Genomic DNA, 386 nt, shown 5'->3' on the forward strand with positions numbered 1-386 from the left:
ATCTTGAGCGACAGGCTGTAGAACGCGCCCAGGCCCAGGATGGCGGCCTGCTCGTTGAAGTTCTGCACGGCGATGGACCGCCCCGCGCCCATGAGGTTGTGGCCGCGGTGCTGCAGCAGTGCGTTCATGGGCACGACCAGGTAGCCGCCCAGGCCGCCCAGCAGGATCAGGAAGGGAATCGCGATCCAGATGCTCTTGATGAACACCATCAGGATCAGCAGCACGCCCATGGCGATGCCGAGCGGGATGACCTTGGTGGCCATGTCCAGCCGCATGCGCATGGACGCCACCACCGCGCCCACGGCGGTGCCGATGGCCACCACGCCGGTGAGCGCCGAGGCCTGGGTGGTGTTGTAGGAGAGCGCGGCGGCGGCCCAGGCCAGCAC

General features: G+C 67.9%; 1 protein-coding gene. It reads right to left on the minus strand.

Features of this window, described 5'->3' with window-relative positions:
- Positions 1-386: hypothetical protein (locus tag GVL52_RS32755; RefSeq protein ID WP_200848083.1), on the minus strand; the 386-nt coding region annotated here is incomplete at both ends.

The organism is Rhizobium sp. 18055 (genome assembly GCF_902706285.1).
Taxonomy (GTDB): Bacteria; Pseudomonadota; Alphaproteobacteria; order Rhizobiales; family Rhizobiaceae; genus Rhizobium.